Annotated in this window: 1 protein-coding gene; it reads right to left on the bottom strand. The window is 60.9% G+C overall.

Features of this window, described 5'->3' with window-relative positions; genetic code table 11:
• The coding region (locus F6V30_RS17235) for a thioredoxin domain-containing protein (protein ID WP_191965760.1) at positions 1-261 on the bottom strand (261 nt) is incomplete at both ends.

The raw sequence follows: 261 nt of genomic DNA, 5'->3' as shown, positions 1-261 counted from the left end.
CTCGGAACTCTCGGCCATGCGCCCCGACTTCAGGGTGTTCCGCCCCATGTTGTAGAAACGAAGCGCGTTCTTGGTCGGCTGATATCCCTTCTTCGCCGCTATGGCCGGTTTCGCCCCCTCCAGGGATGCGGTCACGAAATCCGCCATCTCTTCCGCGCCCACCAGGGGATAGCCGGAAAGCTCGTACCGGATGACCCGCTCCTTGTCCACAATGACCGTCGTGGGCAGGGCAATGATGCCGAGATCGTGGAAATAGTCCAG

The sequence above is a fragment of the Oryzomonas sagensis genome (genome assembly GCF_008802355.1).
In the GTDB taxonomy this organism is placed as follows: Bacteria; Desulfobacterota; Desulfuromonadia; order Geobacterales; family Pseudopelobacteraceae; genus Oryzomonas; species Oryzomonas sagensis.
The sequence above is the reverse complement of the archived record's forward strand: the minus strand, read 5'-3'. Positions and strand labels throughout refer to the sequence as shown.